Annotated in this window: 26 protein-coding genes; 10 read left to right on the top strand and 16 right to left on the bottom strand. The window is 50.0% G+C overall.

Annotated elements, in window-relative coordinates; translation table 11 throughout:
* Window positions 1–18: 18 nt before the first annotated feature.
* Window positions 19–219 carry a hypothetical protein gene (locus KNO66_RS00855; protein WP_214739553.1) on the bottom strand — a complete coding sequence of 67 codons (201 nt, stop codon included), beginning with the start codon at window positions 217–219 and terminating at the stop codon, window positions 19–21.
* 87 nt (window positions 220–306) lie between these two features.
* A complete protein-coding gene (locus tag KNO66_RS00850) occupies window positions 307–879 on the bottom strand; it encodes a class I SAM-dependent methyltransferase (protein WP_214739551.1) in 573 nt (190 codons plus the stop codon).
* A 193-nt stretch (window positions 880–1,072) separates the two neighbouring features.
* On the opposite strand from KNO66_RS00850, the gene KNO66_RS00845 reads away from it, so the two are divergent.
* Together KNO66_RS00845 and KNO66_RS00840 are read left to right on the top strand one after the other, a co-directional pair.
* The gene (locus tag KNO66_RS00845; protein ID WP_214739549.1) at window positions 1,073–1,765 is read left to right on the top strand and encodes an ABC transporter ATP-binding protein; all 693 of its coding nucleotides are present in this window, start codon (window positions 1,073–1,075) and stop codon (window positions 1,763–1,765) included.
* Window positions 1,758–4,982 (top strand): FtsX-like permease family protein, encoded by a 3,225-nt coding sequence (locus tag KNO66_RS00840; RefSeq protein WP_214739547.1) that lies wholly within the window; start codon window positions 1,758–1,760, stop codon window positions 4,980–4,982. The genes KNO66_RS00845 and KNO66_RS00840 overlap by 8 nt, the downstream gene beginning before the upstream one ends.
* 39 nt (window positions 4,983–5,021) lie before the next feature.
* Here KNO66_RS00840 and KNO66_RS00835 read toward each other — a convergent pair whose 3' ends face one another.
* From KNO66_RS00835 to zapA, 7 genes are all read right to left on the bottom strand, one after another.
* The gene (locus KNO66_RS00835) at window positions 5,022–5,486 is read right to left on the bottom strand and encodes a hypothetical protein (RefSeq protein ID WP_214739545.1); all 465 of its coding nucleotides are present in this window, start codon (window positions 5,484–5,486) and stop codon (window positions 5,022–5,024) included.
* 33 nt (window positions 5,487–5,519) lie between these two features.
* Window positions 5,520–6,353, bottom strand: a complete 834-nt coding sequence (locus KNO66_RS00830) for an EcsC family protein (protein WP_214739543.1) — start codon at window positions 6,351–6,353, stop codon at window positions 5,520–5,522.
* 253 nt (window positions 6,354–6,606) lie between these two features.
* Window positions 6,607–7,017, bottom strand: coding sequence for a DUF350 domain-containing protein (locus KNO66_RS00825; protein ID WP_214739542.1), 411 nt, complete (start codon window positions 7,015–7,017; stop codon window positions 6,607–6,609).
* 13 nt (window positions 7,018–7,030) lie between these two features.
* Window positions 7,031–9,385, bottom strand: coding sequence for an endonuclease MutS2 (locus KNO66_RS00820; RefSeq protein WP_214739540.1), 2,355 nt, complete (start codon window positions 9,383–9,385; stop codon window positions 7,031–7,033).
* A 15-nt stretch (window positions 9,386–9,400) separates the two neighbouring features.
* The gene (polX, locus tag KNO66_RS00815; RefSeq protein ID WP_214739538.1) at window positions 9,401–11,095 is read right to left on the bottom strand and encodes a DNA polymerase/3'-5' exonuclease PolX; all 1,695 of its coding nucleotides are present in this window, start codon (window positions 11,093–11,095) and stop codon (window positions 9,401–9,403) included.
* 67 nt (window positions 11,096–11,162) lie between these two features.
* Window positions 11,163–11,699 carry a CvpA family protein gene (locus KNO66_RS00810; RefSeq protein ID WP_214739536.1) on the bottom strand — a complete coding sequence of 179 codons (537 nt, stop codon included), beginning with the start codon at window positions 11,697–11,699 and terminating at the stop codon, window positions 11,163–11,165.
* 8 nt (window positions 11,700–11,707) lie between these two features.
* Window positions 11,708–11,929, bottom strand: a complete 222-nt coding sequence (gene zapA, locus KNO66_RS00805) for a cell division protein ZapA (RefSeq protein WP_015881047.1) — start codon at window positions 11,927–11,929, stop codon at window positions 11,708–11,710.
* A gap of 208 nt (window positions 11,930–12,137) precedes the next feature.
* Here zapA and KNO66_RS00800 point away from each other — a divergent pair, with 208 nt between their 5' ends.
* From KNO66_RS00800 to KNO66_RS00790, 3 genes are all read left to right on the top strand, one after another.
* Window positions 12,138–13,355: a dicarboxylate/amino acid:cation symporter gene (locus KNO66_RS00800; protein ID WP_214742345.1), complete on the top strand. Its 1,218-nt coding sequence runs from the start codon at window positions 12,138–12,140 to the stop codon at window positions 13,353–13,355.
* A 72-nt stretch (window positions 13,356–13,427) separates the two neighbouring features.
* Complete coding sequence (locus tag KNO66_RS00795) at window positions 13,428–14,273, top strand: GNAT family N-acetyltransferase (protein ID WP_214739534.1); 846 nt, start codon at window positions 13,428–13,430, stop codon at window positions 14,271–14,273.
* Between the two features lie 43 nt (window positions 14,274–14,316).
* Window positions 14,317–14,487: a hypothetical protein gene (locus tag KNO66_RS00790; RefSeq protein ID WP_214739532.1), complete on the top strand. Its 171-nt coding sequence runs from the start codon at window positions 14,317–14,319 to the stop codon at window positions 14,485–14,487.
* A 30-nt stretch (window positions 14,488–14,517) separates the two neighbouring features.
* Here the strand turns inward: KNO66_RS00790 and KNO66_RS00785 are convergent, their stop codons facing one another.
* Together KNO66_RS00785 and KNO66_RS00780 are read right to left on the bottom strand one after the other, a co-directional pair.
* Complete coding sequence (locus KNO66_RS00785) at window positions 14,518–15,804, bottom strand: murein hydrolase activator EnvC family protein (RefSeq protein ID WP_353048527.1); 1,287 nt, start codon at window positions 15,802–15,804, stop codon at window positions 14,518–14,520.
* Window positions 15,805–16,108: 304 nt separating this feature from the next.
* On the bottom strand, window positions 16,109–16,627 hold the full coding sequence (locus KNO66_RS00780; RefSeq protein ID WP_214739528.1) for a VanZ family protein: 519 nt from the start codon (window positions 16,625–16,627) through the stop codon (window positions 16,109–16,111).
* Window positions 16,628–16,788: 161 nt separating this feature from the next.
* Here KNO66_RS00780 and KNO66_RS00775 point away from each other — a divergent pair, with 161 nt between their 5' ends.
* The gene (locus KNO66_RS00775; RefSeq protein WP_214739526.1) at window positions 16,789–17,262 is read left to right on the top strand and encodes a glutathione peroxidase; all 474 of its coding nucleotides are present in this window, start codon (window positions 16,789–16,791) and stop codon (window positions 17,260–17,262) included.
* Between the two features lie 34 nt (window positions 17,263–17,296).
* Here KNO66_RS00775 and KNO66_RS00770 read toward each other — a convergent pair whose 3' ends face one another.
* Entirely contained in the window at window positions 17,297–18,211 is a 915-nt protein-coding gene (locus KNO66_RS00770; protein ID WP_214739524.1) for a CAP domain-containing protein, read from the bottom strand.
* A 13-nt stretch (window positions 18,212–18,224) separates the two neighbouring features.
* Window positions 18,225–18,677, bottom strand: a complete 453-nt coding sequence (locus tag KNO66_RS00765) for a MarR family winged helix-turn-helix transcriptional regulator (RefSeq protein WP_214739522.1) — start codon at window positions 18,675–18,677, stop codon at window positions 18,225–18,227.
* Window positions 18,678–18,794: 117 nt separating this feature from the next.
* Here KNO66_RS00765 and KNO66_RS00760 point away from each other — a divergent pair, with 117 nt between their 5' ends.
* Together KNO66_RS00760 and KNO66_RS00755 are read left to right on the top strand one after the other, a co-directional pair.
* Window positions 18,795–19,208, top strand: coding sequence for an organic hydroperoxide resistance protein (locus KNO66_RS00760; protein WP_214739520.1), 414 nt, complete (start codon window positions 18,795–18,797; stop codon window positions 19,206–19,208).
* 93 nt (window positions 19,209–19,301) lie between these two features.
* Window positions 19,302–20,144 (top strand): metallophosphoesterase, encoded by an 843-nt coding sequence (locus KNO66_RS00755; protein WP_214739518.1) that lies wholly within the window; start codon window positions 19,302–19,304, stop codon window positions 20,142–20,144.
* Window positions 20,145–20,754: 610 nt separating this feature from the next.
* Here the strand turns inward: KNO66_RS00755 and KNO66_RS00750 are convergent.
* From KNO66_RS00750 to abc-f, 3 genes are all read right to left on the bottom strand, one after another.
* Window positions 20,755–21,657 (bottom strand): cation diffusion facilitator family transporter, encoded by a 903-nt coding sequence (locus KNO66_RS00750; RefSeq protein ID WP_214739516.1) that lies wholly within the window; start codon window positions 21,655–21,657, stop codon window positions 20,755–20,757.
* Between the two features lie 111 nt (window positions 21,658–21,768).
* The gene (locus KNO66_RS00745; protein ID WP_214739514.1) at window positions 21,769–22,527 is read right to left on the bottom strand and encodes a hypothetical protein; all 759 of its coding nucleotides are present in this window, start codon (window positions 22,525–22,527) and stop codon (window positions 21,769–21,771) included.
* 11 nt (window positions 22,528–22,538) lie between these two features.
* The gene (abc-f, locus tag KNO66_RS00740) at window positions 22,539–24,236 is read right to left on the bottom strand and encodes a ribosomal protection-like ABC-F family protein (protein WP_214739512.1); all 1,698 of its coding nucleotides are present in this window, start codon (window positions 24,234–24,236) and stop codon (window positions 22,539–22,541) included.
* 366 nt (window positions 24,237–24,602) lie between these two features.
* Here abc-f and KNO66_RS00735 point away from each other — a divergent pair, with 366 nt between their 5' ends.
* Both KNO66_RS00735 and KNO66_RS00730 read left to right on the top strand, forming a co-directional pair.
* Window positions 24,603–25,508, top strand: a complete 906-nt coding sequence (locus KNO66_RS00735) for an MBL fold metallo-hydrolase (protein WP_251128035.1) — start codon at window positions 24,603–24,605, stop codon at window positions 25,506–25,508.
* 61 nt (window positions 25,509–25,569) lie between these two features.
* A complete protein-coding gene (locus KNO66_RS00730; protein WP_214739508.1) occupies window positions 25,570–26,403 on the top strand; it encodes an aldo/keto reductase in 834 nt (277 codons plus the stop codon).
* Window positions 26,404–26,412 lie beyond the last annotated feature (9 nt).

The raw sequence follows: 26,412 nt of genomic DNA, 5'->3' as shown, positions 1-26,412 counted from the left end.
ACTTTTCTTTTTTATTTTTCAATCCACCTCAAACGCCTTCACATACGCCACATGATCCAACATCACAATCAACTCGTCCTCAAACTGTACGAACCCATCACTCGCATGTCGAAACGATTGGTAAATCGACTCCAATGCCTCAAATCGTGTGTCAGCTTCCACCATATACGTCAGAACTTCCCCATTGACTAAATGGAACTCAATCTCGAATGATTTCATCGCGTTCACTCCCTTTCGCTCGACCGCTTATTTATTTATCTATTCCCTTTTTAGTAATCAATTGTACAATTCTTTGTTCCTTCAACCTCACTCCGGTTTGATGGCATCAATGATTAAAGAAGGGAAAACAAGCTCATCTGCTTGATTTCGAGGGTCATACTTCTTGGACCGAAAGATGACGCCATCCTCTCCATCCCAATCCTGTTGATGGAATTTTCCATTCTCATCGCAGTATTCAAGTAATTTCACTTCATAGCCCGCCTCTTCAAACAGACTGATGATAGATTGATATGTATGGACAATCTTGTGACTCGCCGCCGGATGATTTTTCGGACCAGGTCCACCGACTTGTACAATCTGTTGATACGACTCATCTGGAAAATATCCATCTGGTACCGCACAGCGAATATAGCCTAAAGGCTTTAAATAGTGATGGCACAGCTTCGCTGCGGTCACTCCCTCTTCATACGTGAGATGTTCCCATACATGCTCGGCTAAAATCGCATTGATTGAATGTATAGCAAAACGGTTTTGCCAAGAAAATTCGTCCAATACATCTAATTCTTCTTCTTGAGTATGGATCCAACCTGGATTGTTATTGTACTCCCCCGCTCCAATTACAAGCTTGATTTCATCTGACTTTCGATTCGAAGATTCCACATGCTCCGCTCCTTTTTTACCATTCCTATGTACGCTTACTATTCCGTATATCTATCCGTTACTCCTTTGAAACCAAGATAAAAATTTATCCAGCTATCTAAAGGAAAGTTTTTCCTCTAATCTAAAATAGTCAGAATATTACGTCCTCTTACATATTTTCACTATACATTAGTTAAAGGAGAGATTTAACGATATGGCCTATCACTTCACATGTGAACACTTAACAAAACGCTTTGACACGGGTGACGTCAAAACGGTTGCCTTACAGGACATCAACCTCCGCTTTGAGCACGGGGATTTCATCTCCATTATCGGACCATCGGGGTCTGGGAAATCGACGCTCCTCAGTCTGATTGGTACACTCGACCGTCCGACAGAGGGTACCTTGCTCTTCAACGATGAACCCATCTCGACACTATCTGCGAAACAGCTCGCGAACTTCCGATTCGAGAACATCGGTTTCATCTTCCAACAGTTCCACCTCATCCCGACGTTGACGGCGCTTGAGAACGTCATGTCCCCGCTCTTCGGACGAAAAGTTGATTACGATGTCCATGAACGTGCGCTCGAACTGTTGAAAGAGGTCGGTCTCGCTGACAAGGTCGATTCGTTACCGTCCCAACTGTCAGGTGGTCAGCAACAGCGCGTCGCCGTCGCCCGCGCCTTGATTCATCGCCCGAAATGGCTCCTCGCCGATGAGCCGACGGGGAACCTCGATACACACACGGGTGACGTCATATTTGATCTATTAATCCGCTTGAATCGCGAGAACGGATGTGGCGTCCTCTTCGTCACCCATGACCCGGAACTCGCCGACCGGGCCAACCGAAAAATCGAGATGCGCGACGGGCAGGTCGTCGCTATGAGCGACGTCCATCATGCTTAAGTTCATTTGGAACTCGTGGTGGCGGAATAAGGAACGATTCATCCTGCTCATGGTCGGGATGCTCATCGTCAGTACCGGGCTCAGCTATCTTCTCGGTGTGACGCAGGCGAATAACGGGACGGTCGTCAACGAGCTACAAAAGCGTTGGGACTCGTCTTATCACATCGTCGTCCGTCCGGAAGGCAGCCGAAGCGTGACCGAGGACTTGAACTTGCTCGAGCCAAACTATATGAGCGGACTCGAAGGCGGAATCACACGCGAACAATACGAGACGATTCAACAGATTGCCGACATCGATGTCGCGGCACCGATCGCGATGATTGGGTCGACTTATTCGAGCTCGTTCACGCAAACGCACACGTTTGATAAAGCGGGACTTTATCGCCTTAAGATGAACACACTCATCGATACGGGTATTGAAAAAATCAATGACTTCCAAGACTTGAAAGCCTACTTTTGGGTCGGCTGGATGCCAAACGGTGATTCCACTCACATCGGCATCGGCCCGACCGCCCTATATGAAGAATTCCCACTCAGTTACGGAAGCGATGTCATGCTCGCGGGGATCGACCCGGTCGCCGAAGCGAAACTCGTCGGGTTAGACGATGCCGTACAAGCGACAGCGTTCAGTCGTTACTTCAATGAAGAGGATGTCCCAGAACCTTACGATGAAGACATCACGACAATCCCGATTTTGATGAGTACAAAAGACTACGTCGATGCCTCGATCAACTACACCATCGAAGAAGTCGATGCCGATACGAGCGACCAAGAAGCCTTTATCAAAACCTATCTCGAGAAAGGGAAAGGGGAATATCTAGATAGCTTGAAAGGGACGAAAGTCGCCTCATACGACTTTACAGCCCAACAAATGCACGACAATATCACGAAACACATTTTAGAAGGAACACCACAGCCACAAGATCCTCGTGTCACGGTTGACTACACTTGGCTTTCCGAGAAGGCATCACCTCTTGTCTACGAAGGCGTGACGAGCCCGTTCCCGAAACGGTGGCCGTACTCGTATCAAATCAAACCGTTCCTCGCTGAGGGTGAAGTGAAGTATGGGCAAGAAAGTATGTATCGTAAGTCCAATTTATACGCGGAAGACCTCAACGAAGTGCCGAAAGTGAAATATAACTACATCGGACTATTCGACCCATCGAAACTGAAGCTGTCAAAAGACCCGCTAACGGAACTCCCGATGGAGACGTATTTCCCGGCAAGCGCCGAATGGGTCATGAACTCGAAGGATGAACCGGTCAACCCACCGACGACCGTCAAACCGACGAATAACCCATATAGCTTCTTGACGAAGCCACCGTCAATGTTGACGACACTCGACGCGGCGTTCGCCATCGCTGGTGACAAGGCCATCTCAGCCATTCGTGTCAACGTGAAAGACGTGGACGTCTTGAATGAAGAAAGTGAAGCGAAGCTCCAAGCAGTCGCCAAAGAGATCGAGGACAAGACCGGTCTCATCACGGACGTCACGCTCGGCTCATCTCCACAATACGCCGTCACGTATCTCCCAGGTTTAAAAGGAGAAAGTTCGCTCGGTTGGATTCAGCAGCCATGGATTAAAATCGGGTCGTCAATCACGATTTTCCAAGAAGCGAAACTCGGCTTCTCCGGCGTCGTCGCGAGTGTTATCCTCGTCGCGATGCTGTACGTGTTCAGCTCGAACATCATCATGTTGTACGCACGGAAGAAAGAGTTCGCCATCCTCTTGTCGCTCGGTTGGCGGCCGAGTCAGCTCTCGAAACTGTTATTCTTAGAAGCCACGATCCTCGGGTCGATGGTCGCGCTCATCTCGTGGATGATTCTCGGGACGTTCCTTTGGACGGCGGCCGGCTCGACTTCGATTACCCGTATCTTATTAATTGGACTGGCCGGGCTCTTAATTTACTGGCTCGGGACACTCATCCCGATTCGACTCGTCCGTCGCATCAAGCCATATGAAACGATGCAGTCCGGTGAAGTCTCAAAAGGACGACGTCTCGGCCGCTCGCGCTCAAGCGTCGGCATGAGCTTGAACCAACTCGTGACGTATTGGCCACGGACGTTGTTGTCGATTCTCGCCATCGCCTTACCGACGAGTCTGTTCGGCTTCTTCTTGTTCGTCACGTTCCGCCTCCAAGGCGTCTTGTATACGACGTGGATTGGGGAGTTCGTGGCACTAGAAGTCGGGACGATGCATTACGTCGCCATGGGGGTCGCCTTACTCATTGCGATGTTGACGACGACCGAAATCATGTGGCAAAACGTATCCGAGCGTAAGCCTCAACTCGCCGTCTTGAAAGCGCTCGGTTGGCAGAACACGTCCATCCGTCGTCTCGTCTTGACGGAAGGTGCGTTGACTGGCTTCTTCGCAGGACTACTCGGTGTGACCTTCACCATCATCATCGTTACGATCATGTATCAACAGTTCCCGACGTCAGAGCTACCGTTCTTGTTTGCGACCATCCTCATTCCGGTCGTGACAGGGGTCTTAGGTGCATTGCTTCCTGCCGAACGCGCGGTCCGCATCACGCCGGCTGAAGCCATCGGTGGGCATGTCGTCAACCAAAAACAAGTCGAGAAACGATTCCGCTTCGTACTCGGGACGACGGCGACGGCACTCGTCGTCGGAATCATCAGCTTGTTCGTCTTCACATCACCAGAAGTCAAGCCGGTCACGGAAGAAGCGAAAGCGACCCCAGCCCCGACTGCGCAGACGACGGGTGCGAAACAGGCTGATTTAAAAGCAGATAAACCGAAAGAAGCAAAAGACACCACACAAAAAGAAGATGACCTTCAAAAAATCATGAACCTCGGCACGTTCCAAACGTTTATCGGGGATCCAAAAATGAAGAAACGCGAATTTCAAGTGGGTGAACCCGTGTACGCCTCTCCGGACGGGACTGAACCGGAAGCTGGGAAGCGATTCGTCAGTCTGCCGCTTACGTTGTATGACAAAGATAAGGGCTATGGTGGCTATGCGGACTATCGTCCGAACGGATTCCGCATGTACACGCCAGATGGGACGGAATACAGCCCCGTCGACATGGTCAACCACAATAAGAAAGCATTCCAAGGTGGCTTCCGTTACAAGCCAGGCGAGAAATCCGAAATTGATTTAGTCTTCCTCGTCCCAGAGAAAGCGAAGACGCTCGTCTTGTTCGCTTCGAGTGATGCCATGCCGAAGACCTATACCGTCAAAATTGATGTTCCATAAGCGAAACAACGTCGCCTCCGATAAGAGGCGACGTTGTTTTTATTCGGCTTCTTCTACGATTTCGACACGTACTCCCGTGTCCCCGACTTTTCCTAAATCTTCTACGATCGGGTCTTCATACGCTAACACATGAAACTCCTGCTCGATCGTACGGATGACGTAATGTGCGAGCGCGCCACGGTTACGGTTCACCGGATGAATCGCCATCCGTTCACTAGCGAATGACATCAGGCGCGATGCGGATAGTTTCACAATCGGATGCTCGTTCCATAACCCATCTTCTTTCATTCCGTGCTCTTCTTGTGTCCCTAAAAAGACGGCGTACTGTTCGAAGCGGATTCGGATGCGGTCGCGATTAGCGTCCCATGTGAGGAGCATCGTCGGATTCGCTGCTCCATAAAACGTCCATTCTAACGGGTAATACGCTTCATTCTTCATCTGAAACGATTCTATGTCGAGTACGTAGCGCTCGGTCGACATCAAGTAGTGTAAGTCTAGATTCATGAATAATCCCCTCCTAGAACATACGATATCTTCTTAGATGACTTCCCCGTCATTACGTGATCCCTCATCAATTTCTACAAATTCTGCTTCGATGATTTCAAGATTTTCACGCTTGACTGCTTCCACACTTTCAATAAACTCCGCTTCCGTCATGTTGACGCCTTCTTCAAGCGCATGCATAAGGCGATTGCCCATCTTCGTCATCGATGAGTACGTGATTCCTCCCGAAATGACACCGCCTGCGAGTGGGATCATCTTCGAAATCCCTTTGGCGAACGTGTCTTTCGTCATCTTCACCCCAATCATCGCTGACATTTTCTTGATGATTGGATAGTACACCGTTTTCATCAGCGCTTTGTTCGGGATCTTTTTCAAAGCTTCTTTCGAGAGTTGTGCGGATAGTGCCTTGATGGTAGCCGTCGCACCGCCCACGCCGAACATGACACCTAAAAAGAGAATCAATTCTCCATTCACCCGTTCGACATCTAGTTCCCCGTCTTCCCAAAAGTCATCGTACCCATATAAATACCCGATTTCTTGCGCTAAACGGAGGGCGAAACCGAAGAATTGTGCCGTATCGGCCGGAATCGTTGCGGCGAGACCGATGCCTCCAGGTAGACCGGCTGCAAACGATGCACTCGAACTCTTCATCGTCTGATTGGCGATATTTCGCTTCGCTACTTTTTTGATGACTGAAAGAGGGACGTTCGCCTCAAGCGGTCCCTTCTCTATAATCTCTGCCAACTGATTCGCCGGCACGTACTTACTAAAATTTTGAGCTAAAAACTCTTTCCGGTCTACTTTCACTCCAGGCAATTTCACTGCATTCGTCATCAAGACTTCAAACACTTCTGATCCGTTCGCCATGACCCACACCTCAACCTTCTTATGTATCTCGTTCCATAATCTAGTTTCAGTATATCGATTTCCTCACACGAATTGTAAAATATTTTCCTTTCACCTATATATTTTATATTCAAGGTTACCAAAATCAAAAAAGGGATCATCCAAATGGATGATCCTCGTCTCTCAATAAAACATATACCAGAGTGCCGCTGCCACTAAGAACAGCCCGGCCCCGATGAACAAAATCTTTGCCAATCGTTCGTATACCATGTCTTCACCTCACCAATGCCGCGCCGACGACGAGAGATACCCCGATCGACAGCAAGAATGCCAACAATCCGACAGCAATATTTCCTTGTTGAATCTCGTCGTTCACCTTCAGCGTCGGTGTCAAAAATTCAAATAACCAATAAGTCGCCAGAAGCAATAGGAAACCGAACCCTCCACCGATGAAGATATCGATCGTGCTCTCATGATAGCTCTCGACGACACGGAAGATGTTGGCGAGACCGACAATCTTCCCACCTGTTGCCAAAGCGACAGCGATATTTCCTTTTTGAATCTCGCGCCAGTTGCTGTATGGCGTCGTCACCTCGAAGATGGCGAGACCGACAATAATCATCAGTCCTGCCATCGAATAAAGTCCGAACGACTCTAGCATAACCGCAAACGTTAACGTGCCCATTCCCCGACTCCCTTTACTTTAGTTCGACGACCGTGACTCCGAGTCCACCCTCGCCCATTCCTCCCGGGCGCTGGCTCTTCACGTGACGATGTCCTTTTAAAAATTCTTGTGTCGCCTGACGCATCGCCCCGGTACCTAAACCGTGGATGATGCGGACGTTATCATAGCCCGACACGAGCGCTTCATCGATATACTTATCTAGACGCATGAGCCCTTCCTCGACACGGACGCCACGAAGGTCGAGCTCGGACTTCGTCGAGCTCTGTCGTTTGAGCGAGCTTCCTTTCGATTGAAGCGGCTTCTCTTTCGATGGACCGATCTTCTGAAGGTCGTCCGCTTTGACGTTCACTTTCATGATGCCGACTTGGACGTTGTACTCATTGTCGTTGATTTGTTTCACGATGTAGCCTTTTTGGTTGAACGTCGTCACTTTCACTTCTTCGCCCTTACTGAACGTACGTTTCTGCTGGGCTTTTTGTTTCACTTTTTGGATCTTTTTCTCTTGAAGCGTCGGTTTGGCCGACTCGAGCTCTTTCTTCGCTGCGATAATCTCGTGCTCTTTGACGATTCCCTGTTCACGTAGCTTCTTCAAGCGGTCGATGACTTCGTTCGCCTGACGCTTCGCCTGCTCGACGGCCTTCTCGGCTTTCGCCTCGGCCGCGCTATACAAGTTGTCGCGTTCGCGCTCAAATTCGGTCATCTTCGCTTCAAACGCTGCCTGCTCTTCTTCGAAGTCATGGCGTTTGACGATCAATTCCTGTTCGAGCTGTTCAGCACGTTGTTTCGCTGCTTCAAGTTCGTTGATCATCGATTCGACCGACTCCGCGTCACTACCAACGTGGCTACGCGCCTTATCGATGACTTGCTCAGACAGTCCGAGACGACGACTGATCTCAAAGGCGTTCGAGCGACCCGGTACACCGATTAAAAGACGGTACGTCGGGCTGAGCGATTCGATATCAAACTCCATCGAGGCGTTCATGACACCCTCGCGGTTATAAGCATACGCCTTCAGTTCCGAGTAATGCGTCGTCGCTGCGACACGTGCCCCGCGGCGTTTCACTTCATCTAAGATGGCCATGGCGAGCGCGGCCCCTTCTTGCGGGTCCGTCCCGGCACCGAGCTCATCGAAGAGGACGAGTGACATGAAGTCGATTTTGTCGAGCATGCCGACGATGTTTGTCATATGCGAGCTGAACGTCGAGAGACTCTGTTCGATTGATTGCTCATCCCCGATGTCGGCATAGACCGCGTCAAACACGGAAAGCTCTGTCCCGAATTCTGCCGGTACATAGAGACCTGACTGCACCATTAACTGAAGGAGTCCGATCGTCTTCAACGTGACGGTCTTCCCGCCGGTGTTTGGTCCGGTGATGACGAGTGACGTGTAGTCTTCCCCGAGCTCGACCGTGATCGGCACGACCTCATCTTTCGGGATGAACGGATGACGTGCCTGCTTCAATTTGATTTCCCGATTGTCGTTCAACTTCGGCTCGGTCGCTTTCATCTCTTGTCCGTAAGCGACTTTCGCAAAGATGAAGTCGAGTTCGGCTAATACATCGATATTCGTCATGATGGCATCATGCACCCCACCGACCTCGTTCGAGAGCGCACTTAAAATCCGATCGATTTCAGCACGTTCCTTCAGGCGAACTTCTTGAATCTCGTTGTTGATGGAAACAATCGCTTGCGGCTCGATGAAGAGCGTCTGGCCAGAAGCTGACTGGTCGTGCACGATCCCGCCGAACGCCTGGCGATACTCTTGTTTGACCGGCACGACATAGCGGTCGTTTCGAATCGTGACGATCGCGTCTGAAAGCATCTTCGCATTGTTGCGGAGAATGTTATCGATGCGTGAACGGACACTGCCTTCAAAGCTACGGAGCTGTGTCCGAAGTCCACGGAGTTGTGAGCTCGCCGAATCTTGGACCATCCCTTGGTCGTCAATCGCCTGACGAATCGCCTGCTCGACCTCGATGAGCTTCGTCAACTTGTCCGCATACTCGTCAAGGCGTGGAATGCGAATCTCCTCGTTGTCCTCGTGAAGCTTTTCAAAGAAGTTCTTCACTTGGCGACCGCCATACATGACGGCAGCGACGGCGAGCAACTCGCTCGTCGAGAGGACCGAGCCGATGGCGGCCCGCTTCACTTCCGCACGGACGTCCGTGAGCCCACCGAGCGGCAGACGGTCACGAAGACGAACGACCTCAGTCGCCTCTTTCGTCACATTCAAATTTGAGAGCACCCGGTCGTATGAGTAGTCAGGTTGCATCTTCAGCGCCAAATCTTTTCCGAGCGAGCTCGCCGCATGACCGGCAAGCTGTTGACGCAATTTTTCATATTCTAATACGCGTAACGCGTGGTCCATCTAGCATGTTCCTTTCTATCGCTTCGCCGCAAAGAACGCCTTGGCGTCTTCAAACGTGAAGCAGTTGATAATATCCGATGGTTCGAGATAGGCTTTCCGGGCGTGCAACACACCGAGTGCCATATCTTCCATCATATCTGGGTGGTGCGTATCCGTGTTGATCATCACTTTGACGCCCGCTGCCTTCGCCTTCTTGAGTGTAGAGGCTGTCAAGTCGAGGCGGTTCGGGTTGGCGTTCAACTCGAGCGCCGTCCCCGTCTCTTTCGCGAGTGCGATCAACTTGTCCTCGTCGATCGGATAGCCATCCCGACGACCAATGAGTCGACCCGTCGGATGGGCAATCACGTTGACGTACGGGGAACGGCAGGCGTTCTCGAGACGTGCCATGATCTCGTCGACCGATTGGTCCATCTTCGAATGGATGGAAGCGACGACATAGTCGAGCGTCTCTAAAAATTCTGGTTCATAGTCGAGTGTCCCGTCAGGACGGATATCCATCTCGACGCCACGCAACACGTTCATGTCGTGTGTCTTCGCGGCTTCTTGGATTTCTTTCCCTTGTTCCACAAGTCGTTCCTCCGTCAAGCCATTCACGAACGTCAAATACTTCCCGTGGTCCGTGATGGCCATCCATTCATAGCCGCGCCCTTTCATCGCCACGACGATCTCATCGACGGTCAACTTCCCGTCCGACCAGACCGTGTGCATGTGTGCGTCAGCCTTGATGTCCTCGAGCGTGACGAGTTTCGATAAGTCGTGCTCGAACTCAGCATGTCCCTCCCGAAGTTCAGGCGGGATGAATGGGAGACCGTACCGTTCGAACAATTCTTCTTCTGTTTTTGGTTGCCACAACCCATCTGCCGTCTCGACTCCGTATTCGGAGATGGATTCCCCTTTCGCCTTCGCGAGTTGGCGCATACGGACGTTGTGGTCTTTTGAACCAGTGAAGTGGTGAAGCGTCGCAGCGAACGCGCCTGGCTCGACCATACGGAAGTCGACCGACACCATCTCCTCGCGTTCGAGGACGAGCGAGACTTTCGTCTCACCTGCCGCAATCACCTCGTTGATGAACGGCAAGGCGAGTAGCTTCTCACGCAGTTCAATCGGCTCCTCGGTCGCGATGATGAAATCGAGGTCTTTACATGTCTCTTCGGCACGGCGGAAACTGCCACCGACCGAATGACGCAAGACGAGCGTCTCCTTCTCTAACACCTCATTGATCTCTTCAACAATCGGTCGCATGACTGCGTACGCTAATCGTTCTGGACGTGACTCAAGGTTCTTCGCAGCGGCAAGCAATTTCTCCACACTTTTCGCACCGAAGCCTGGGAGCGATGCCGCTGTCCCGTCTTCAAGCACCCGGATGAGCGATTCCAAGTCGACGACGCCGACTTCACGGAGTTTAGCTAGCTTCTTCCCACCGAGCCCTTGAATCTTCAAGAGTTTCATCAGACCGAACGGAATCTCTTCTTGGAGCGCTTCAAGTACTTCACTGCGTCCTGTGTCTCGATACTCCTCAAGGACGGCCGCCGTCCCCTTTCCGATTCCTGAAATCGAGGTCAAGTCATCGATGTCCTCGAGTTCAAGGTCCGTGTTCTCGAGCGCTGTCGCAGCCTTACGAAACGCATTGATTTTAAACGGGTTCTCCCCTTTGATTTCCATGTATTGCGCGATTTTTTCGAGCAACATCATTGCTTCTACTTTATTCATTCGCTTCCCCCTCTTCACACAGAAAAGACCGAGACACAAGCACTAGCTTGCATTCCGGCCTGTCGTGTCACAACATCTTATTTGAAAACCAATCGGATAGATATGGCGTGTCTTGAATGATGTATGTCGCTAGCGACGAGTTGTCGACGGCGTTTTGTACGCTCGCCATCGGCACGAACGCAATCACCCAAAGGATGAAGAATGTGATGACGTACGCCTCAAGGAACCCGAGAACGGCACCGATCACACCTTTTAATTGGCGTAAAATTGGCAAGTCCGTCAAGAAGTCGAGCATCGCCAAAATGAGATGCAAGACGAGCTTCGTGATGAGGAACAAGACGACGAACCAAAAGACGTTATAGAATGTCATCTCAATCCCCGACAGGGAGTTGAGATCCAACACGCCACCCGGCAGCGTCCCGTCTAGCTGAGACGGATACGGGATCCACAGCTTAAACGCTTCCGCTAACTCTTTATAGTACGTATTGGCGACAAGAAAACTGATGATAAGCGCGACCCAATGGCCGAGCTGTAGAATCGCGCCACGACGAAAACCGTTGACGATTCCAATAAATAAGAAAAACAGTATAAGTAGCGTAACCATGGATTGATTTATTCTCCCATATTTCGTTTAGTTTTGACGTGGTCGCTCGCGATTTGAATCGCAGCCAAGACCGCTGCCTGACGAGCATCTAGATGAGGGGATTGTTCACGAATCTCGCGGATCTTACTGTCGACCAAAAAGCCTACTTCCCTCACATGATCGGCGGGTTCTTCGCTCACGATCGTATAGTCTTGACCCGCAATGTGAATCGTTGTTCGTTGTAACTGCACGCGCACCCCTCCTTTACGTCTGTCAGCATTAATCATAACATCGTTTTTATATTAGGAAAAGGAGAAGCCCCTTCCCTTGATATGTACAACATTTTCTATTACCCTTCTATGAAGTCGTCAAACGTCTTTCTTCAACAAATTTGAAAGAGATGGTGGCATCATATTGTGAAATGTGCGAAAATATCAACTATTCAAACAAACAGAAAGGATGATTGATTTGAAATTACGCATTGGCCTCTTAGGTCGCATCATCATCGCGATCGCTTTCGGGATATTACTCGGGAGCATCGTACCAGAAAGCCAGAACTGGATCGTTCGGACGTTTGTCACGTTCAACACGGTCTTCGGGCAGTTCTTAGGCTTCGCCATTCCACTGATTATTCTTGCCTTTATCATCCCGGGAATCGGGGAACTTGGAAAAGGAGCAGGAAAATTAGTCGGACTCACCGCTCTTATCGCTTATATTTCGACAATTGTCGCAGGGACGCTCGCATATTTTGCGACGAGCAACTTATTCCCACAAATTTTGACTCGGTCGACAACAGAAGCCGAGAATCCTGAGGAAGCTCTCCTCAAAGGGTTCATGGAATTTGATATTCCGCCGGTATTCGGTGTCATGACCGCACTCATCTTGGCTTTCGTTATCGGAATCGGGATTGCCGCAATCGAAAGCAAACGGTCACTTGACCTTGCCATGGATTTCCGCGATATCATTGAACTATTGATCAGCAAAGTTATCATTCCACTCTTACCATTCCACATCGCCGGAATTTTCATGAACATGACGTACGCCGGACAAGTCGCTGAGATCCTTTCAGTGTTCTCGCTTGTCTTTGTTACCATCATCGTCCTTCACTTGACGATGCTCATGATTCAATATTCGATCGCAGGTGGACTCAACAAAGAGAATCCGTTCAAGTTGCTCAAGACGATGATGCCGGCTTACTTCACAGCCATCGGGACGCAATCATCGGCTGCTACAATTCCAGTCACACTTCGTCAAGCGAAGTTGAACAACACGGATGAGGGGGTCGCGAACTTCGTCATCCCGCTCTCAGCAACGATTCACTTGTCAGGGTCGACGATCACACTCACGTCGGTCGGTGTCGCGCTCATGTACTTGAACGGCATGCCGATGTCTTACGCCATCGTGCTCCCATTCATCCTCGCACTCGGGGTGACGATGATTGCAGCACCAGGTGTACCAGGTGGGGCCGTCATGGCATCACTCGGGTTGTTCGGATCGATCCTCGGGTTCGATGCGACGATGCAAAGTTTGGTCATCGCCCTTTACTTGGCGCAAGATAGTTTCGGGACAGCAACAAACGTCACAGGTGACGGCGCCATCGCGAAAATCATTCATTACTTCAAACACAACACAAAACTTCTCGACAACACAGCGTCGAAACAAGAAGAGATCGCATAATGAACGACTCATAAACGGGCAAGCCATCAGGTTTGTCCGTTTTTATCTACATACTATAAAGGAGAGAACCATATGGAATGGATTGAATGGAAAGACCCGAACCACTTCTCAGATCGCGTCATGGATGCATTGTTGAAGGAAGAAGCGAAGAACAGTCTGATGATCGGCGTGTTGAACAACGTGATACAAGGCGTCTATGAAACCTTTCAGCAATTTACCGTCGAAGCAGAAGGTGAACTTCTCGCCATCCTGCAGGTGACACCGCCACACCCGCTCCACTACATCGTCGTGAATCAAGAACGGGAGGATGAGCTTCCATCTTTCATCATCCCACACCTTCTCGAAAACGAGATTCCCTTCACCGAAATCGTCTCGGAACGTGCACAAGCCGAACGGTTCGGGAAAGCGTGGCAAGAGATCACATCTGGGTCGCGCGAGATGTTCATGTCACAAGGGCTCTATCGACTCGATCATGTGGAAGACATCGAGTTGGCGAACGGTCATATGCGTGAAGCGACGACAGCCGACCAGGCACAACTTGAGGCATGGTACAGCGCCTTCGAAGCCGAGTCGGGTCTTCGTTCTTCACCACCCGAGAAAGTAACAAAGGCCGTACAGGCGATGCTCGACAGGGAAGAGGCCGTCTTTTGGGAAGTCGACGGTCAGGTCGTCTCATGTGCGAAACGTGCTCGTCCGACCGAGAATGGAATCACCGTCTCGTTCGTCTATACGTCACCTGGCGCGCGTGGAAGAGGTTACGCGCGAAGTTTAGTCGCAGATCTTAGTCGTCAAATCCTCGAGACGAAAGCGTTCTGCGTCCTCTATACGGACTTGACGAATCCGACATCGAATAAAATCTATCAAGAAGTTGGTTATCAACAAATCATGGAATCTGCTTGGGTCCGACTTGCTAGATGAAATGAATCGCCTCCCCTATACTATTAGGTGGAGGCGATTTTTCATGAATAGATTCCGTTTCATTTGGGTTTCGCTCGGCGTGGCAATCCTTCTTTATATGCTAATCGTCGGTGGACAGAGTATTCTGAATGACCCGAATATCGACACGCTTTTGCTCAGTGTCATCGGTGCCGCCCTTTTGACGTTCATCGTCTATCGGGCAACAAAAAAGTGATCGACGCGTTCGTCGATCACTTTTTTGTGTTTAGAAGAATGATGCTGGGTTAACTGTGCTTCCCGCGCTCGATGAAGAGTACGAATAGCCGCCACGGTGAATCTCGAAGTGAAGGTGTGAACCTGTCGAGTTCCCTGTGCTACCCATGCCGCCAAGGTTTTGTCCTTGTGACACGCGTTGACCTGCAGAAACGGATACCGAGCTCATGTGAGCGTATACCGTCGTCCATACTTGCCCGTTGATCACGTGTGCAATCATGACATGGTTCCCGTAAGCGCCACCCCAACCTGCACGGAGGACCGTACCTGTTTGTGCTGCATAGATCGGTGTACCGACTGGACCTGCGATATCAAGACCGTTGTGGAACGAGTAGCCGTTCGCACCGCTTGCTGGGCCCCACCCTTGTGAGAGACGTCCGTTTGCAGGGCGTTGGAACATGCCACCGCTTGCTGGTGCAGATGAAACAGGCGCCGCTGTCGCAGCTGAACCACTGTTCGAGCTTGAACCTTGTTGTTTTTTCGCTGCCGCAGCTGCTGCAGCCGCACGACGTGCTTCTTCTTCCGCACGACGTTGTGCTTCGATTTCAGATTGAATCGCTTTTTCTTGCGCTTTGAGTGTGTCTTCCATCTCTTTCAAGCTCATGAGTTTCGATTCAAACTTCACTTTTTCAGCTTCAAGTTTCTTGATTTTCGCCGCACGCTCTTTCATTTTTTGATCGAGTTCTTTTTGGCGCTTCTCAAGTTCTTCTTTTTGCTTCACGAGTGAATCGCGTTCTGCTTTTAATTCAGCTTGCGCTTTCGCGAGTTTATCTTTTGTTGCTTCATATTCTTCAAAGATCTGTTGGTCGTTCTCTTGAATCGTACCAGCAGTAATCATACGTGTGATCAAATCACCGAAGTCTTTCGAACCAAAGATGAACTCAGCCCAGTTGACTGACGAGCCACCGTTCTTTTGCATCGTCGCCATACGGTCTTTCATGAGTTCTTCTTGCTTCTTCATTTTTGCTTCGTACTTTTTGATTTGTGCTTGAAGCTTTTTGATTTTTTCTTCAGTTGCACGAATTTCAGCTTTCTTCTGAGCGACATCGTTGATGACGTCTTGGAGTTCAGCATCTAACTTGTTGATCTCTTGTTGCTCTTTGCTGATGGCTTGCTCACGTGATTGAATCGAAGAGTTTGCTTTCGACTGCTCGCTGCTATTCTTTTGTCGTTGTTCTTGTACTTTCTTCTGCTTCTCTGTAAGTGAGGCCGCATAAGTCGGTGACGTTCCGCCGATCAAGAGTGCGCCTAGAGTGACTGTTGCTGCAAATTTCTTCAAGTTACCCAATGTGCTTCCCTCCGCTGATTCCCGTGTATTTTTTATCTATAATCGTTCATGTGTTTTTTAATAAGATAAGTCGCGACATTTCGTTCGCTCTGTGACTCATTATAGCAATCTAAACCAAAAGTTATTTTACACTTATATTTCATTCGTATGACATTGACCAAATTTAGGTTTTATTCTTTAAAAAACGTGGGTATAAATAATATTTTATTTGGTTTATTGTCACAAAATAATTTTTAAAAGAAAAAAAGCACTCGAAGAAAGCGCTTTTCACATAGTAACCTATTCATTTTTTTGACTACCTTAGTGCCACATAACCGGCCCGTTTTCCATTTTTCCGTTTCGAACGAAGCAATAGGAACCCACCAATCAAAACGACACCGGCCGCAGCACCCGTACTATCCAAAAGGACATCTTCTAACAGAGCAGTCCGTTCAGGGGTCAAACTCTGATGATACTCATCAAAGATTGCCACCGTGTTCACGAGTGCCCAGGCGAAGAGCAGGTTTAACCCGGCATGAAGATTCGTTCTCGAGATGGCTCTCACGAATAATGCACCGAGGACGAGGAATGTGACGACATGAGCTGTCTTCCGCATGAAGAACTCAATCAACCCTGCCGTCCCCAACGTATCGAGCGAGATTTCCTTTCCGGCGTAGTCGAACTGTACGTTTGCGAGGGTCGGTTCGATCCAGGTCCAATTGAATCGCTCGAGTGGCGAAACGATGGACTGGTCCGAGTAAGGCGTCGCACTCGATAAGAAGAGTCCGATTAAAATAAGCCCGATCCATATAAATTCATTTTTTAAAAGTCGCATAACACCGTTCCTTTCTACAACGATTTTCATTATACGGATTCTTTCTTCGGAAAGATGTAACAGCGACATCATGATTTCATAACAATTTGATTGCACGCAACGCGTTCAAAGTCGAGACTCTCTCTTTCTCTTGGTATACTACAGAAAAAGGGGGAATCACCATGATTTATGATTTTGAAGCGTTAGACATGAAAGGACAATTACAACCGTTAGCTACATATCAAGGCGACGTCTTACTCATCGTCAACACGGCGAGCAAATGTGGGTTCACGCCACAGCTTGAAGGTCTTGAGTCACTTTACAACACCTATAAGGGACAAGGCCTACAAATCCTAGGCTTCCCGTGCAACCAGTTCGGTCATCAGGACCCGGGCTCCAATGAAGAAATTCAAGAGTTCTGTCAACTGAATTACGGGGTCTCGTTCCCGATGTTCGCGAAAGTCGACGTAAACGGCAAGGACGCGCATCCGCTCTTCACCTATCTCTCAAAAGAAGCACCTGGGCTTCTCGGGTCGAAAGCGATCAAATGGAACTTCACAAAGTTTTTGGTCGACCGCGACGGGAACGTCATCGAACGTTTCTCACCTCAGACGACACCGGCTGAGATTGAAGATGCGGTGAAAAAACTCATCTAATATCAAAAAAGGATGGCTCCGGAGAGTCATCCTTTTATTGTGGTGTGATGAAATTAATCGTGTAAAACGGACTGTTCTCATCATTGTAGGCAAGTCCGACCGCCGCGTGAGTGAATCGAGGTTGCAAAATATTCTCCCGGTGCCCTTTCGAGTTCATGAGTCCCCAATGCGCATGGAACACACTCATCTGTCCCATCGCCAAGTTCTCCCCGGCCATCGAGTACGAAAGTCCCGCCTCATCCATTCGATCGAATGGGTCTTGTCCTTCAGGATTCGTGTGACTGAAGAAGTCGTTCTCCGCCATGTTCTGACTATGTGCCCGAACGACCGGGTAGAGTGGTTCGTAATCGGCTAACGCATTCAATTCAAACTTTTCGCGGTCCCAGTTCATGAGGATGCGCATCAACTGTTCATTGGCGACCGTCCCTTCCTTAGAGAGGTCACCATAATAGCCGTCACTCGCTTCTTCAACGCGACGACCGACCGACAAAATCCCTTTCAAGAGATCATCATCATGTTGATCAAAAAAGAAGGTGACGTACTGGCCATCAATCGCGAAAACGGAAAACGATGGGTCGTCTGGAATCAAATATCGATTCAGCCCTTTATTATACGAAGTCACCGCCTCAAAGCCGATATCTTCGACTTGACCACGTGTCGTTTCATTCAGTACGAGACCACGATATGTGCTTCCCGTCTCGAACTGATAAAATCCTTTTTTCGCGCCGTCTTCGTCAATCAGTTCAAGTCCGCGATCACCGCCACGTTCGACTAAATACCAGTCGTGACCGGCGTACTGACTCGCAAACTTCGGTGCGTCCGTCGCCCGTTCGGTTGCCACCTCAGACTCAACCTGAATGCTCGTCGGGGCAGACACGTTCGGCATCTCATATTGCCAAGCCATATAAAGTCCAATCCCTATCAAGAGGATGATCAATTTTCGAAACATGGCTCCTCCTTCCTTACTGCTCGCGCTGACGCTCCCCGAAATCGTGTAATCTCGTCTTAATATCGGTGAGCATCTCCATATATGCGATATACGTCGCTTCATCTATATTTAGCATACCACTTACTTGTCGTGGCACATCCAACGCCTGCTCACGCAACGCGCTACCGCTTTCTGTCAATCGGACGACGATTTTTCGTTCATCATCGGTCGCGCGACTTTTTTCTACATAGCCGATTTGAATGAGCCGTTTGACGAGCGGTGACAACGTCCCGGAGTCGAGCGTCAACCGTGATCCGAGTTGCCGCAAATCCATTCCGTCCTCTTCCCATAAGACGAGCATCACAAGGTATTGACTGTACGTCAGGTTTAGCGGTGCTAAAATTGGGCGATATAACCGGGTAAGCTCTTTTGAAGCGGTATACAACTGAAAACAAATTTGATGTTCTAACTTTAACGATTGGTCCATGCATAATCCTCCGTACTATTCTTTAGCCAAGCATATCACTTGCGAAACTTTTTGACTGCTCTATAATTTAAATTGTGCACAACTTAATTGTTAAAAATGAAATGGAGGAATTCAATCATGAAATCACTATTCACAGCATCAGCAACAGCAATCGGTGGCCGCGAAGGTCACGTGAAATCAACTGACGGCGTCATCGACATGAACGTCTCAATGCCTGGCGCGAAACACGTCGACGGTGCGACAAACCCGGAACAACTTTTCGCAGCTGGCTATGCGGCTTGCTTCGGTAGTGCCCTCAACCTCATCATCGGAAAAGAACGTGTGAAGACAGACGGTTCGAGCGTCACAGGTCACGTCACATTGAACCAAAACGATGAAGGTTTCTTCATTTCAGTCGAACTTGAAGTCGAGATCAAAGGTGTCGACCAAGCGACAGCAGAACATCTTGTCGAAGAAGCACACAAAGTGTGCCCTTACTCAAAAGCGACGCGCGGCAATATCGACGTCAAATTGACAGCAAAAGCAGCGTAATCTTTTAATCCCGCCTCCTAGAGCGGGATTTTTTTGATTCCTCGAATGCATCAAGGTAAGATAGAGGCACAAGATGAAAGGAGGCGAAGTGAGATGAAGATCCGAAAATCAACCCTTCTTTTTGCCATGCTCGGCATCTTGTTGCTCACGGCGACCTACAACGGGTTGACCGTCCGCACGTACAACGTGACCTCAGAAAAATTGGCAACAAATGAATCGCTTCGCATCGTACTCCTTTCTGACTTGCACAGTGCCTCCTACGGCTATAAACAGTCCATTTTGATTGACCAAGTCCGCGCACAGGAGCCTGACCTGATCGCCTTGCCAGGTGATTTACTCGACCGCTACCGTTCTCCTGATCCCGCATTTGATCTCATCGAAGGGCTCGCCGGCATCGCCCCCATGTATTTCGTAACCGGCAATCACGAAATCGATGGTTCGGACGATTATGTCCGTCACAACGTGAAGGAAGTCTTCCGTTCACACGGTGTCACCGTGCTCGAAGATGAGTGGGAAACAGTCACGATCAATGGGATCGAACTGGTCATCGGTGGATTAGAAGACCCGCTTCGCGGATTTAGAGAAAGCATCTATACGGACTGGGATGCGGAGTCGACGGTCGCGATGGAAGACATTGAAAGAGACGACACGTTCAAAGTCCTCCTGTCCCACCGTGCTGAGAAAATTGACACTTATGCCGAGCTTCCGTTCGATCTCGTCTTATCAGGACATGCTCACGGCGGACAAGTTAGAATCCCCTATGTGATGAACGGCCTATTCGCACCAGACCAGGGATTTTTCCCGAAATACGCGGGAGGTCTTTATGAACACGAGACGTTCACCCATATCATCGGCCGTGGATTCAACTATAGTTTCAATATCCCACGTATCTACAATCCACCAGAGATTGTCGTCATTGACGTGAACGGAAAATAACGGACACTCAGGCGAGTGTCCGTCAGACTGTAGACAAAGTATAGGTCTTATGCCCAATCCGGACATGGCTCGCTTTCCTAGGGGCAAGCAGGGAGCCGCATCGCGACTGCGTCACTGCTGGGTCTCCCTTTGCTTGCTATTCCCTCAGGAGTCTCGCCTGCCCGTTCTTGGTCACCTTTTGTCCTTCATCCCATATAATGGTGTGAGAAGAACACACAGGGGGCGGATCTGATGATCAACAAGTCGACACAATCCATCCTTCACGGTCTGACGAACGGAACGGATGTTGAACAGCGGCCTGAGGAGGATGATCTCGGCGTTTACCTTCCCTTTCCCCTAAAACATCGAGTCAAAGTAAATACCGAGCTTTTTCTTCGGCCGTCGTGGCCTTGGAAGAAGACAAACGACCGCCAGATGACGACCGTTTGCGTTGCTCGCCCGACGGCGCCCCGACTCCTACAGGAAAGCAATCCGACGGAGACCCAGCAGCGACCTAGGTCGCGATGCGGCTCCGGGATTGCCTGAGGAAAGCGTGGGCGCCGGACAGGCGAGCGATAAGATTCAAGTTAGTCAACAAGCTGACGGACACTCAGGCAAGTGTCCGTTTTATTTACCAAATAATTCGTTCTTCACAGCATTGACGCTCTCGTTCGACCTGTACCGTCGAGCGCTCAAACGTTCCATATTTCCGAATCCGTTCCGTCACTTGCCGCAAAATGTCTTGGTCATCCGTCTCTTCATCGATCAAGACATGACATGTCGCCGCATGCTCGCTCGAGGAGATGGACCAGACATGAAGATCGTGAACTTCCTTCACCCCTTCGATGCCCGCTATCTCTTCTTGCATCGCCCGGACGTCAATTTGCTCCGGCGACCCTTCCATCAAGATATGAATCGCATCGCGTGTCACCCGATAGCCACTGATTAAAATCAATATCGCGACAAACGCACTCGCGACAGGGTCCGCCCACGTCCAACCGAACAACATGATGAGGATCGCTGCCGTGATGGCTCCGACCGACCCGAGTAAATCTCCGAATACATGGAGTAACGCACTCTTCACATTCAAATTATCTTTCTCGCCACGCATTAAAATCCAAGCTGCTAAAATATTGACGAGCAGTCCGATGATGGCAACGATGAGCATTCCACCGCTCAAAATGTCTGGCGGTGCGCTTAGTCGCTGATACGCCTCAAATAGGATATAGATCGAGATGACGAGAAGCGTCACCCCGTTGATGAATGCTGCTAATATTTCAAAACGTCGATATCCGAACGTCCGACTTGGCGTCGCCGCTTTCGCCCCAAATCGAACTGCAAGGAAACTAAGCCCTAAGGCTGCCGCATCTCCAAGCATATGACCCGCATCTGATAAAAGGGCTAAACTGTTCGTCCATAGTCCGCCGATCACTTCGACGACCATGAACGCTGCGATCAGTACGAATGCAAGTAAAAGCGCTCGTTGATTCGCAGAATGATGATGATGATGGTCGTGATCATGATGATGTCCCATAACTGACTCCTCCTTCCACTCTTTATCTTATTCCATTTTCCGCAAACATTCAAACGTTCATTTGAATGTTTGCTAATAAAAAAAGCGAGAGAACGATTCTCCCGCTTCATGTCATTTATGTTCGAGACGGACACGCATGACGCCACTGTATGGGAACAGTTTCAATTGAACCGTCTTCCCCTCGAACCAAACCCCTGTCGTTTGATCGCTTGTCGCTTGTACGTCCGGTGTCGCGAATGCCTGATTGTCCCAATCGATCGCTCGCACTTTCTGGTCTCGTACCATGAGGAAAAAGCCATCGTAGAAATAATACTCATTCACTTGATCACGTTGAACAGCAGAAGGACTACCAAGTTCCGCACGAACGGACTCGATGTCTTTCCCAATCCAGTCAAGGGCGGTCTCCGAAGCATTCGGGACGACTTGTTGCCAAGCGGCAATCACCTCGTCATCGGACAACTGTGTAGCCTCTGTCGTCACACTCTCCTCCGTGACCCATCCCGTCAATCGTTCGTTCAACTGAACTTTGACAAAACCACTCACCGTCTCCAGTCGTTTAAACCGGTCACCGAGGTCGGCTTCGTAGACGACTGCGACCCGATCATCCCCATATACTTTCGTATACGGTTGTTCGATATAAATCATATCGGCGGATTCGGTTTCCTCATCAACGGGTTGTTCCGACTCCGAGTCGACCATTTCCGTGGCAATCTCATCCGATTCCGGCATCGCCGATTCTTGCTTCTTGTCAATCAATGCCGCGAACGCGATGATGCCGACTAAGGCGAGCACTAGTGCCAATGCCGTCGTGATGCGGAACACGCGTTTACGCTTCCGCGTCGTCGCACGCGACAATCTTCCTCCATTCATGTTCTTCACTCCTACTCGATTCGATTCATTTCACTCGTTTCGTCAAATGGTAGGAGGTTTCCTGCTTCATCAAAAAATTTCAATTCATCTTTTGTCAATTCGTCCATCGTTCGGACCATTTGGTCGACATCGACCGGCTTACCGGTATCATCGTTCTCACGTATGATGATGTGTTCCCCTAATTCAATCGTGCGCGAAGTCAAACGATGAAAGTAGCGGTCGTGGGAAATCAACAATAATCCACCCGGATAGACGGATATGGCCGCCTCGATTTGTTCACGCGTCGCCACATCCAAATAGTTCGTCGGTTCATCTAATGCCAACAGATGGGCATCCGAGAAATACAAGATGAGAAAGGCGATTCGACACTTTTCTCCCATGCTCGCCTCGGCAATCGGTCGATGCACCTCATCTCGTCGGAACAAGAAATGAGCGAGCAACGTCCGCGCCTCCGTTTCTCCGATCTCACTATTGGCGAGTAACGCCTCAAGTAACGTCCCCGTCTCCGGGAGACGCTCGAGCGTTTGAGAGAAATACCCGATCTTCAGACGAGGATGTCGCTTGATCACGCCTGAATGTGGCACTCGTTCACCAATCAGTACGTTCAATAACGTCGTCTTTCCGCTCCCGTTTGGTCCGGTAATCGAGATCCGTTCTCCTTTATTTATTGAGAAAGAGAATGGGTCATAGAACGGCTTCTCGTATCCAAACGTCACATCCTCACACGTCAACCACGTCTTCGCTTCGAGCTCATCCGCCGCAAAACGGACGGAGATGGTTTTCTCCTCTTTTGGCTTTTGCGGACGATTGTCTTCGAGCTGTCTGAGCTTTTGTTCCCTCGCCTTCATTTTGACGGCGAGATTGGCCGCTCCTTTTTGCGCCCCCGGACTGCGGACACTCGCTGTCGCTTTCGCCTTCAAGTGCCAGCCTTTGTACTGGGAAATCATGTCGAGCAGTTCTGCCTTACGACTCACGTAACGGGCATGGGCCCGCTCGTCACGCACACGTTCTTCTTCTTTTTGCTGTTTATACGCCGTATAGTTCCCCGGATATCTTGTGACCTCCCCATCCGACAGTTCGAGGATGACCGTCGCGACGTCGTCCATCAGTTGACGGTCGTGGGAGATGATGAGCACCGTTCCCTTGAACTGGTTCAACCACTTCGTGAGCCAGTGGATCGACTCGAGATCGAGATGGTTCGTCGGTTCGTCGAGCAGGACAAGGTCCACCTGCTTCATCATCAGTGTCGAAAGTTGTGTTCGCGTCTTCTCGCCCCCACTCAACTCGTTGATGTTCCGAGTGAGCTGTTTTTCTAGACCTAGTTGCGTCAACGCTCTTGTCGCCTCTTGCTCTAAGTTATACACATCGAGTGCGAGCGCCTGTTCATAGGACCGCATGACACGCATCTCGTCACCAGAAGAAACATCTTCATAGAGCGCATATCGTTCAAGATCACTGCGCATCGTCCACTCGAGAACGGTCATGTCTGGCGATTCGATGGTCTGTCGGACGAGCCCGACCTGACCTTGACATTCAATCGTCCCGTCTTGCGGGGTCAACTCCCCTGTCACGAGTCGGAAGAGCGTCGTCTTCCCACTCCCGTTCAGTCCAAATAATACAGCGCGTTCTCCAGTCGCGACCTCAAAAGAGACCGCTTCAAATAATGGTTTCCGGTCGTAATCAAACCGGACTTGTTTCATTGCTAACATCTGTTTCACCTCGCTCATTTTTCCGATACGCGATGAAACAAAAAAACACCATCCGCTTCAAAGCGGTGGTGTGAAGGAATCCGTTCAAAAAGGAAACGAGAGCTTCCCGCACTTGAAAAATGGACACACTTCACCCGTGACTGTTCAAGCGAACAGTGATGATTCGTCTCATCGTTGGAGTGAACGTGTATTTTTCATCGCACGGTGTACCTCTCTTTCCTAAGTTACTGCCACCTTATCAAATTGAAAGCGGATTCGCAAGCGTGCGCCCCACAATCTCCCATTTTTTCTACACCTTTAGGCGGATGCGATGTGTGCTCCTCCGCGTTATGATGACAGTATATTCGAACAGTGAGGTGATGCATGATGCGCCGACGCATCCTCGTTCCGAGTGCCGTCTTGGCGAGTGTCGGAACGTTTCTTTATACACGATTCAAACGACGACTCCCTCGACCGCGTTTTAAATGGCCGGAACGTCCAGAACTGACAACCATTGATGAGACGCATGTGCAAGCGACGTGGATTGGCCATTCGACCGTCCTCATCCATTGGTATGGACTCAAAATTTTGACAGATCCCGTCTTCTCAAAACGAATCGGCGTTCATCTCGGACCGCTAACGATTGGGATGAAACGTCACACGGCTCCCGCCCTCTCGATCGAGGAGGTCGGTCCGGTCGACGTCATTCTACTTAGCCACGCCCATATGGACCACTTTGACCATAAAAGTTTGAAACGACTCATCACTCGCGAGACGATCGTCGTCTCTGCCCCTGGGACGAGTCGCCTGCTCCGACGATACCCAAGTCTGCAGACGCTCGAACTACATCCACATGATAAAGTGACGCTTGCGAACGGACTCGATGTCCGCGCCATTCCCGTCAAACATTGGGGCAACCGTTTCCCGTGGGACAAACATATGGGCTATAACGGGTATTTGCTCAAATACAAAGGGATCCGGATGCTCTTTGCAGGAGACACGGCGTATACCGACTCCTTCAAAGGACTCGCGGACCGTGAACCGATCGACCTCGCCTTCTTCCCCATCGGCGCCTATCAACCGGACTCGTTCCAAGAGGCGCACTGCACTCCGGAACAGGCTTGGATGATGTACAAAGAGAGCGGGGCGAAGCGTTTCTTCCCGATGCATTGGGATACGTTCGTCCTCTCCTACGAGCCGGTCGAGGAGCCATATCACCGTCTCGTCGCGGCCGCAAAACTCGACCGTGACCAAATTGTGATCAAGTCGCATGGGGAGAGCATCCGCCTGTAGTTTTTCCTTTCCCTTCATCCAAAACTTCGGTAACGTTATAGACGAGAGGGAGGGATTTTTTATGGAATGGACGACGTTGAACAATAACGTCAAGATGCCGATGCTCGGGCTCGGTGTCTATAAGGTCGAAGACGGCGCGGTAACGGTCGATACGGTCAAAGCTGCGCTCGATGCGGATTATCGATTAATCGATACGGCCGCGATTTATCAAAATGAAGAAAGTGTCGGACAAGCGCTTCGGGAAGCAGGTATCTCACGGGAAGACGTTTTTGTGACGACGAAGCTTTGGAACGAGTTTCACGGATTCGACGAGGCGCTCCAAGCGTTTCAAGACAGCCTTGACCGGCTCGGACTCGAGTACGTCGACTTGTTCCTCATCCACTGGCCGATGCCTCGTTTTGGCAAATTCGTCGAAACGTATAAGGCACTCGAGCAACTGTACGAAGAAGGACGCGTCCGAGCGATTGGTATCTCGAACTTTGAAATCGAGCATTTGGAACAAATCATTCAATCGTGCTCGATTGTCCCAGCGGTGAACCAGGTCGAGATCCATCCATATTTGTCTCAAAAAGAATTGATTGCATTCTGCAAACGATATGACATCCAAATTCAAGCGTGGAGTCCACTCATGAAAGGACGCGAAGCGCTCGAAGATGAAACCATCGTCAAGATTGCGAACGCTCATGGCAAGTCACCGGCCCAAGTCATCTTGCGCTGGCACTTACAGAACGGCGTCGCGGTCATCCCGAAATCGGTCACTCCAAGTCGAATCAAAGAAAATATACAGGTATTCGACTTTACGTTGACGAATGAAGAGATGGCGGCCATCGATGCGCTCAACCGTGATGAGCGGACCGGCTCCGACCCGAAAGAGATGCATAAAATCCATTATTGAGGAGTGAAT

This window comes from Exiguobacterium sp. s48 (assembly GCF_018617395.1).
Taxonomy (GTDB): Bacteria; Bacillota; Bacilli; order Exiguobacteriales; family Exiguobacteriaceae; genus Exiguobacterium.
The sequence above is the reverse complement of the archived record's forward strand: the minus strand, read 5'-3'. Positions and strand labels throughout refer to the sequence as shown.

What these genes read in the sequence shown, in the direction of transcription:
- KNO66_RS00745 (WP_214739514.1), bottom strand. Translation starts at nt 22,527, where the DNA reads ATGAATGGAGGAAGATTGTCGCGTGCGACGACGCGGAAGCGTAAACGC.
- KNO66_RS00825 (WP_214739542.1), bottom strand. Translation starts at nt 7,017, where the DNA reads ATGGGCACGTTAACGTTTGCGGTTATGCTAGAGTCGTTCGGACTTTAT.
- KNO66_RS00855 (WP_214739553.1), bottom strand. Translation starts at nt 219, where the DNA reads ATGAAATCATTCGAGATTGAGTTCCATTTAGTCAATGGGGAAGTTCTG.
- polX (WP_214739538.1), bottom strand. Translation starts at nt 11,095, where the DNA reads ATGAATAAAGTAGAAGCAATGATGTTGCTCGAAAAAATCGCGCAATAC.
- KNO66_RS00830 (WP_214739543.1), bottom strand. Translation starts at nt 6,353, where the DNA reads ATGGCGAACGGATCAGAAGTGTTTGAAGTCTTGATGACGAATGCAGTG.
- KNO66_RS00755 (WP_214739518.1), top strand. Translation starts at nt 19,302, where the DNA reads ATGAAGATCCGAAAATCAACCCTTCTTTTTGCCATGCTCGGCATCTTG.
- KNO66_RS00840 (WP_214739547.1), top strand. Translation starts at nt 1,758, where the DNA reads ATGCTTAAGTTCATTTGGAACTCGTGGTGGCGGAATAAGGAACGATTC.
- KNO66_RS00735 (WP_251128035.1), top strand. Translation starts at nt 24,603, where the DNA reads ATGCGCCGACGCATCCTCGTTCCGAGTGCCGTCTTGGCGAGTGTCGGA.
- KNO66_RS00790 (WP_214739532.1), top strand. Translation starts at nt 14,317, where the DNA reads ATGAATAGATTCCGTTTCATTTGGGTTTCGCTCGGCGTGGCAATCCTT.
- KNO66_RS00770 (WP_214739524.1), bottom strand. Translation starts at nt 18,211, where the DNA reads ATGTTTCGAAAATTGATCATCCTCTTGATAGGGATTGGACTTTATATG.
- KNO66_RS00780 (WP_214739528.1), bottom strand. Translation starts at nt 16,627, where the DNA reads ATGCGACTTTTAAAAAATGAATTTATATGGATCGGGCTTATTTTAATC.
- abc-f (WP_214739512.1), bottom strand. Translation starts at nt 24,236, where the DNA reads ATGTTAGCAATGAAACAAGTCCGGTTTGATTACGACCGGAAACCATTA.
- KNO66_RS00810 (WP_214739536.1), bottom strand. Translation starts at nt 11,699, where the DNA reads ATGGTTACGCTACTTATACTGTTTTTCTTATTTATTGGAATCGTCAAC.
- KNO66_RS00795 (WP_214739534.1), top strand. Translation starts at nt 13,428, where the DNA reads ATGGAATGGATTGAATGGAAAGACCCGAACCACTTCTCAGATCGCGTC.
- KNO66_RS00800 (WP_214742345.1), top strand. Translation starts at nt 12,138, where the DNA reads ATGATTGATTTGAAATTACGCATTGGCCTCTTAGGTCGCATCATCATC.
- KNO66_RS00835 (WP_214739545.1), bottom strand. Translation starts at nt 5,486, where the DNA reads ATGAATCTAGACTTACACTACTTGATGTCGACCGAGCGCTACGTACTC.
- KNO66_RS00820 (WP_214739540.1), bottom strand. Translation starts at nt 9,385, where the DNA reads ATGGACCACGCGTTACGCGTATTAGAATATGAAAAATTGCGTCAACAG.
- KNO66_RS00775 (WP_214739526.1), top strand. Translation starts at nt 16,789, where the DNA reads ATGATTTATGATTTTGAAGCGTTAGACATGAAAGGACAATTACAACCG.
- KNO66_RS00730 (WP_214739508.1), top strand. Translation starts at nt 25,570, where the DNA reads ATGGAATGGACGACGTTGAACAATAACGTCAAGATGCCGATGCTCGGG.
- KNO66_RS00750 (WP_214739516.1), bottom strand. Translation starts at nt 21,657, where the DNA reads ATGGGACATCATCATGATCACGACCATCATCATCATCATTCTGCGAAT.
- KNO66_RS00845 (WP_214739549.1), top strand. Translation starts at nt 1,073, where the DNA reads ATGGCCTATCACTTCACATGTGAACACTTAACAAAACGCTTTGACACG.
- KNO66_RS00765 (WP_214739522.1), bottom strand. Translation starts at nt 18,677, where the DNA reads ATGGACCAATCGTTAAAGTTAGAACATCAAATTTGTTTTCAGTTGTAT.
- KNO66_RS00760 (WP_214739520.1), top strand. Translation starts at nt 18,795, where the DNA reads ATGAAATCACTATTCACAGCATCAGCAACAGCAATCGGTGGCCGCGAA.